The sequence below is a fragment of the Psychrobacter sp. JCM 18903 genome, from assembly GCF_000586475.1.
In the GTDB taxonomy this organism is placed as follows: domain Bacteria; phylum Pseudomonadota; class Gammaproteobacteria; order Pseudomonadales; family Moraxellaceae; genus Psychrobacter.
This window is the reverse complement of sequence record NZ_BAWJ01000040.1, coordinates 1-7,038: the sequence shown is the minus strand read 5'-3', so window position 1 is coordinate 7,038 and position 7,038 is coordinate 1. Positions and strand designations below refer to the sequence as shown.

Genomic DNA, 7,038 nt, shown 5'->3' with positions numbered 1-7,038 from the left:
GTTGGCAAACTGTCAGTGCGGAGACAGATTTACAGCATTGGCTAATCACTCTTAAAAATCAGGTCTATGATTCAGATGGTAATGCCTATGATAATGGCACAGCCATTTTGCTTCGCTTTGATTGAACCATTGTTTTAGTAATGAAGCTATAAACTTACCATTGAACGATTTAACTGAGAAACCCATATGCCCACACACCCAATCGCAAGCTATACAAAGTCGACACGTCTATTCGCTTTATATCAATGTCTGCCTCGGAGTGAAGCTGATGCTATGTCATTAACAGAGCTTATGGTTGGTTATGGTGACGATTCAGATAATTTCGCTAATGAACGTAAAAACTTAGAGAACGATCTGATTGCACTAAATCAAATATTTAACGATATTTTTTATAATGATGCATTAGTGAGAGTGCCAGCATGGGGTAAGAATATTAGTGGACAGACAGCACGCTTTTATATTGAGCCGAGCTTTAGTATCGATATTATCAATGAGCAAACGGTGTTCTTTTGGGAAATGCTTGATAAATATACCGCAAACTATTTACCAGTATCTTTTAAGCAAAGTATCACAGATAAACTCACCCAGTTAGGCCGACAGAATAAGGATGGTTTCCATCGAAGTAAACTAGGGCGATGGCAAGATTATCTCATTACCTTACCGAGTATAGTACAAGCACCGACGCTTAATGATGATGTGATTACAAGTATTCATCAAGCTCTGCTAAATAGACTGCAACTTAAAATAAGTTATCAAAATAAATGGCATGGTAGTTCTGCTGAAAGAGTCATCTACCCCAAAGGACTTATCTTTATAGACAATATGATCTACTTCACAGGCTTTAATCCTACTGATGACCATATCGATGATGAGGTACTGTTAAAAGCGCATCGTAATTTTGCAGTCAATCGTATCACTGAGGCAGGAGTCATAGATAAGCAAGTACCTGACTGGGTAGGGCGAGATATTTTTTCATTAGATAACTTGAATAAATTAGGTAAGTTAGAACCTACTGATAGTGTCCAGATAAAACTGTTTTAAGGGTACAGAAATATGCCTGTCAACATCTTTATGAGCGTCCACTCTCAGCAGATCAGAATATAGCTATCATCGATGACACTTGGAAACAGGTCAGTGCTACGGTTGCCAACACTCAACGATTGCAAGATTGGCTAGTGAGTATGTCGCAGCTGGCGTGGTAGTAGAACCAAATGAGCTTAAAATAGTGATTCTTGAGCGTTTAAAGAGTGCGTTAGAGCTGTATGAGGATTAGTAAGATAAGAAGTATTCAACTACTAATAAATTATAAGGAAATACAAACATGAGTGCATTTCAAACCTTAATAAATGAAGTTAGCCAAAAAATTCATGCTTTAGAGACGGCGCAAGCACTTTATAGCCGCCAGCTCTCGCCAGACTTCAATATCTTTGATTATATCAATACCGATGAATTAGGGCTTAGTCGTATTTTAGCGTTTTTACTGGATCCACAAGGTAATCACGCTCAACAGGAAACCTTTTTAAAGTTATTTATCGAGCATTGTTTACCCGATATGTATGAAGTTTCAGAAAGACAGATTTTTCTTAATAACATCGAAAAAACGGAAGTTTTCCTTGAAGAAGTTACTGGGAAAAATAACAGTCTACGTCGAATGGATATATATCTAAGATGTATGGTAGGTAATGATAGCTACGGCATTTGTATTGAGAATAAACCTTATGCAGCAGACCAGTTTGAGCAGTTAAAGGATTATGCTGAAGAGCTTGAAAAAAGAAGACACAAGGCTTGGCACCTTGTTTATCTTAATGAAGCTAATGAAGGTCCGAGCGAATACAGTATAGATACGAGTAAATTAGAAGCGTTGAAAAGTAAGAGGCAGTATAGCCATCTTCGTTTTAGCGACCTAATTCCTTGGCTCAAAGCTTGCCAAATAGAATGTCAAAATCATAGTGTTAACGAGTTTCTCACACAATTAATCAAATTTATTCAAAAGCAGTTTATGGGGATAAAAGATATGAATGAAGACAATGCAGTCTTAGAGATAATGAAGCAGAGTGAAAGTAATTTAGATGCTAGTCTAAAAATTTATAGAAATGTACAGAAAATGAGAATAGAGCTGATACAAAAACTTAAAAACAGATTTGATATTAAAGTGTCAGGACAGGGAGTATACGTTAGATTTTGACAATATTGGCAAGGGCAAAAATTGTGAGTACTTTGGTTTTAGAATGAAAGATGATCCTATAGGGTTCATTAGCTTAGAGTTCGCAACAGACTTTAATAATCCGGTATTAGGTATTAGGTTTTATACTGAAGAAGATACTAAAGACCCTGATAACCAACCTTATGCAATTGAAGTCAAGCGAGTGTTTAACCATCAATTTACCAATAATAAGATTGTATCTAATAAATGGTGGCCTGCGTATTACGAGTTTCAACCTTTTGACTGGAAAAGTGCAGGTAGGCCTTGGTATCAAATTGAAACTGGGGCAATGGCAAGTAAAGTTTTAGAAGAAGTTGATGTTATTTACTGCATGTTAAAAGCAGGAAGTTCATTTCATATTAAGGATAAATAATATGAATAATCCTTCTAATATAAAGCCATGGATAACAGAGCTTTGGGCATGGGCTGATAAGTTTAAAATTTCTGAAGAGGTTTTACCCCGTAATCAGGCGTCTCTATTGGCGTTAACAGACCTAATTATTGATTGTAGTCAATTAACTAATTTACCTGAAGGTATCGGCTATTTATACAACTTAACCAATCTCACGCTAAACTGCGAAGCACTTGAGCGTTTACCAGAGTCAGTAGGCAGTTAAGCCAGTTAGAAAATCTTACGGTTAATAGTCATAAAGTACAGCAGTTTCCTGACAGCATCGCTAATCTTGAGAATCTACGCTTGATAGATGTTCCCAATCAGTTGATTGCTCAATTACCAAATGCTGTCATTGAAAGATATCGCAATAATGAGTTATGGATTAAAAATATACTTTTTACTAAGTTATATACACCACAAATGAGTGAATATGAGTTATCTGATTTTGGATTTTTCCTTACTAGTGACAATTGGGATGAAAAAGCACTAATTGATCTGAAGTTCAAAGCAGCGCCAGAGTTCTTACTCGGTTTGCAAACCACTGATCAAAATATTGATGCTTTTGATGTGATGGATGGCGTGATCATTTGCAAGCCTGATGAAGTACAAAAAATAATAAATATGTTTAAAGATATATTTTGCAACGAGACTGTAGGTATAGACTTTAGAGATATTAGAGAAGCAATAAATTTTGCGAAACCTGCTAAATTTATACAAGCTAGTGCATTAAAAGTATCTGAATCAGACAAAGTATTTAGTCAGATCATTGATCAGATTCCTGAAGATGTCACAATAAACGCTATAATGTTTCAAGCTGAAAGTAACCGTCAACTTACGCTTGATGAGCTTAGAATTGCATCAGATACTATTGATAAAATGGATATAGACGATAAATATGTTTTCTATAATGCAGAAGTTGTCGATAAGCCTGAGCATTGTTGGATGGGTATGGTATATATGATCGGGTAGTTTGGCGTAAGGTAATGGCTTCAATGAAATTGTGGACATCGTTTGCAAATGATTATTATTAAGTAGCAAGGAATACAGGAAATGAAAACTAAAAATAAGCATCTATTTGATGATTTTATTCAAGCTCAAGATGCTATCTATTCACAAGTGATTGAAGAGCTGACCCAGGGTCAAAAGCGCATGCATTGGATGTGGTTCATTTTTCCATAAGTAAAAGGGTTAGGGTGCAGTACAATGCCTCGGCGCTTTGCAGTAGAGAGTCTAGAGCAGGCAAAAGAGTATTTGCAGCACGATGTGTTTGGAGGACGGTTAATAGAGTGCGCTGAATTATTATTGCTGCATCCTGATAAAAGCGCTTTAGCAATTTTCGGATCAATCGATACGCTGAAATTACACTCTTCGCTTACGCTTTTTACTTTAGCATCTTCTAATAAAAAATGTGTTTTTGACGAGCTTTTGGATCAGTATTACCGAGGTCATTACGGTATAAATTCTATCAGAATGCTAAAGCAGCTGAGTGGTCAATGACAACGTCAAAACGTTATACTTCTAAATACATCAAAAAAATTAAGGAGCTGTCCTAGATAAGTAAAGTAATCTAGGATAGTCATATGAGAAAAAGTAGATTAAGTTGGTACAAACAAACTAAGCTTATTGCTGCTCGCATGCTGTTAATTTATATATCGAGTCACAAGCTTGCCATTAGTCAGCTTTCAGTCATCAGTTGTTATGCTATCTCTTATAGTCTTGGTGATGAGTGGAGAGCGTGATGAGTTTTTTTAATAGACAGTTAAAAGCAGGCGATCATTTGATTACTGAGCGTTTGGGTTATACGCATCATGGTATATATTTGGGCAAAAACAAAGTGATTCATTATTCAGGCCTCGCTGCTGGCTTGCGAGCGGGACCTGTCGAGGTGACTGATTTGATTGTTTTTTCTCAAGGTAAGAGCACTTATGTGCAGCAACATGAGAGCCGTAAATTCAGTCATAGGCAGACGATCAAACGTGCTCGTAGCCGTCTGTCTGAAGACAAATACAATTTATTGTTAAATAACTGTGAGCATTTTATCAACTGGTGTATTTATGGAAAGGCAAGTAGCCCGCAGGTGACCAACGTTGTCAAGTATGCACTTTCCATCACTATGATGAATAACACACTCAGCAGCATGAGCGTCGTTGGTTTGGGGCTAAAGGCTATTGGTAAACGCTGGTAGTTTTGGCAGCATTAACCAGTAGCACAGTAGCCTTTAAATCAATCTTAGCAGTAGCTAGTACAGTCAATCTACTATATCAGTGGCGACACATTTATCTCGTTTGCAGTATTACATAGACATCAGCATTTGGCTGCTGTGATACTTTGTTAAATTAGATTAACCCTATGATTGATTTGCTAAGACTAAGAAAGGTCTTTGAACAACTGCTTAAAGCTGTCTTTTAATGAGGCGTGCAGCCGCGATGGATCTTTCATTATTTGTCTTACTTTGTCTTTGCCAGAAGCTGTACCATGCACCATAGCATTTCTGAACTCTTTGAAATCTTTAAACTTGTCTTTTGAGTCTATTAAGTGATCATAAGCCTCTTTACGATCTTTAAAGTCATGGACATCGTCACCGTTTAGATCAGTTTCTCTGGAGATGAGTCCTTCCATTGCGTAGACGACAGCCCGTACATAGTCTTTTCTCTTGAGGTATTTTTCGGCTAAATCTTGCTCTTGTAACCCCAGAGATGACTTTTTATACCATGACAGTCTATTGGCTAAAGGCTCATAAAAAAGGCTGAACAGTGGCGAATCTGCCTTATGTAATTTATCGAGCTTGGGCATGACTTGCTTTAGTTTTGCACTTGCGCCACTGGCATTAAGCAGTCGCTCTAAATAACTGGCGCGTTCAAGCTCATCAGCAGAGGTTTGATCCAGACCGACATTGACAAGCAAGGGTGCAAACACAGCATAATCTCCGTCTTTGTCAAAGGTTTCGAGGGCACTGACCCAATCTAGCATATCTAATAAGCCGCGTAGCTCTAGGACTTCAGATACTTTTAGCTCGTTAGAATGAAAGCCATAATAGATGTGCTGTATATGCACGTTTTTGGTGACTTGTAGATAGCGCGCTGCAACCAATGCAATCAATGGCAGATGACGAAATCCGTGCGTGACATCCATCACGACTTGTTCATCTTGTGTCAGCAATTCATCAAGCTTTTTTAATATACTGACTTGTCCTACAGTATCTTTTGCATAGTCGATAAGTTGGCAGGTAACACTCAGACCGAGTTTGTCCGTCAAAAACTGCGCAAAAGGCTGTAATTGAGCGATGGTCACGGCATCTTTTTGCACCGCATTGGTTAACTCTTCCCACTCATTTTGATAGTCGTCTAAGCCTGCTTCAAAAAACACATCCCACATACTGCCTGATGTGCCTAGTAAAATAAGTCTGTCAGGCTTCACTTCTTCAGTCAGTACCATTCCAAAATAGCGTTTGTCTTTATAGAGAGTACCGTCAGAAAATTTATAGTCGGTGGTTCTATAGCTACCGCCTTGTTTACCGCCACCCAAAAAGCTAATTAATGTGGTCATGTGATATGTAACCTCTTAGTGGGGTATTTGGTCGTAATAATATCGCACTCGTAGTGATGACGGCTAGTAGAGCAGTTTATGAAAAAAGCCAATAGCATCGATTATATTTTAAATCAGCCATAAAAAACAGGACAAAAGTATAAACCTTTGTCCTGTCATAGACAGCCAATCATTATATTAAATCTGACATGATCTAACGTCTTGCTCGAGCACAGCTCTGCGCCTCGGGTAAGTATTTCCCATGATTACCAAGCCTCCAGAAAATTCTATTTAAGGAATTTTCTGTTCAGACCGTTGTAGCTAGTTTGACAGAATTTACGAAAATGTAAATTCTCTTGCGAAGCTAAAATTGGCATGCAATTTTTTGACGCTTCTCACCTTAGAAATCAGGGAGCGGTTCAGACAAGAGAAACGTGTAGAAATGTTTAAGATTGCATAGTCTTAATCCTTAGAAATCAGGGAGCGGTTCAGACCGTACGGTAATGTGATGTCACGTTTCTTAAATGTCTTAATCCCTTAGAAATCAGGGAGCGGTTCAGACTTATGAACGTTAAACAAGAAGTGAAAGTACTAAAGTCTTAATCCCTTAGAAATCAGGGAGCGGTTCAGACTAACCCCACTGTAACGACATATAGAGGTATTAGTCTTAATCCCTTAGAAATCAGGGAGCGGTTCAGACTCCTATTTATTACTTGCGAATATATCGTACTTTGTCTTAATCCCTTAGAAATCAGGGAGCGGTTCAGACTGATGTTGGGAGCCTAGGTGAGCTGTTAAGATAGTATGTCTTAATCCCTTAGAAATCAGGGAGCGGTTCAGACGAATAATATACTCAATACGCGCGGTTTCAGTGAGGTCTTAATCCCTTAGAAATCAGGGAGCGGTTCAGACTCAT

Annotated in this window: 8 protein-coding genes and 1 pseudogene; 8 read left to right on the top strand and 1 reads right to left on the bottom strand. The window is 38.0% G+C overall.

The genetic code is table 11. The annotated features are described in order from the left end of the window. Positions 1–186: 186 nt before the first annotated feature. From TT12_RS14725 to TT12_RS14695, 8 genes and pseudogenes are all read left to right on the top strand, one after another. On the top strand, positions 187–1,041 hold the full coding sequence (locus tag TT12_RS14725; RefSeq protein WP_243443762.1) for a WYL domain-containing protein: 855 nt from the start codon (positions 187–189) through the stop codon (positions 1,039–1,041). A 79-nt stretch (positions 1,042–1,120) separates the two neighbouring features. Next, positions 1,121–1,273 (top strand): hypothetical protein, encoded by a 153-nt coding sequence (locus TT12_RS17995; RefSeq protein ID WP_243443761.1) that lies wholly within the window; start codon positions 1,121–1,123, stop codon positions 1,271–1,273. 48 nt (positions 1,274–1,321) lie between these two features. Further along, positions 1,322–2,185 (top strand): PDDEXK-like family protein, encoded by an 864-nt coding sequence (locus TT12_RS14720; protein ID WP_045456364.1) that lies wholly within the window; start codon positions 1,322–1,324, stop codon positions 2,183–2,185. 43 nt (positions 2,186–2,228) lie between these two features. After that, positions 2,229–2,576: a hypothetical protein gene (locus TT12_RS14715; protein ID WP_045456360.1), complete on the top strand. Its 348-nt coding sequence runs from the start codon at positions 2,229–2,231 to the stop codon at positions 2,574–2,576. Between the two features lies 1 nt (position 2,577). After that, on the top strand, positions 2,578–2,820 hold the full coding sequence (locus TT12_RS14710; protein WP_045456357.1) for a hypothetical protein: 243 nt from the start codon (positions 2,578–2,580) through the stop codon (positions 2,818–2,820). An 80-nt stretch (positions 2,821–2,900) separates the two neighbouring features. After that, positions 2,901–3,566, top strand: coding sequence for a hypothetical protein (locus tag TT12_RS14705; protein ID WP_045456354.1), 666 nt, complete (start codon positions 2,901–2,903; stop codon positions 3,564–3,566). An 81-nt stretch (positions 3,567–3,647) separates the two neighbouring features. Further along, positions 3,648–4,094: pseudogene (locus TT12_RS14700) on the top strand (DUF1810 domain-containing protein). A gap of 241 nt (positions 4,095–4,335) precedes the next feature. Continuing rightward, positions 4,336–4,782, top strand: coding sequence for a lecithin retinol acyltransferase family protein (locus tag TT12_RS14695; RefSeq protein WP_201604929.1), 447 nt, complete (start codon positions 4,336–4,338; stop codon positions 4,780–4,782). A gap of 182 nt (positions 4,783–4,964) precedes the next feature. Here TT12_RS14695 and csx2 read toward each other — a convergent pair whose 3' ends face one another. Continuing rightward, a complete protein-coding gene (csx2, locus tag TT12_RS14690) occupies positions 4,965–6,143 on the bottom strand; it encodes a TIGR02221 family CRISPR-associated protein (RefSeq protein WP_045456350.1) in 1,179 nt (392 codons plus the stop codon). Between the last annotated feature and the right edge of the window lie 895 nt (positions 6,144–7,038).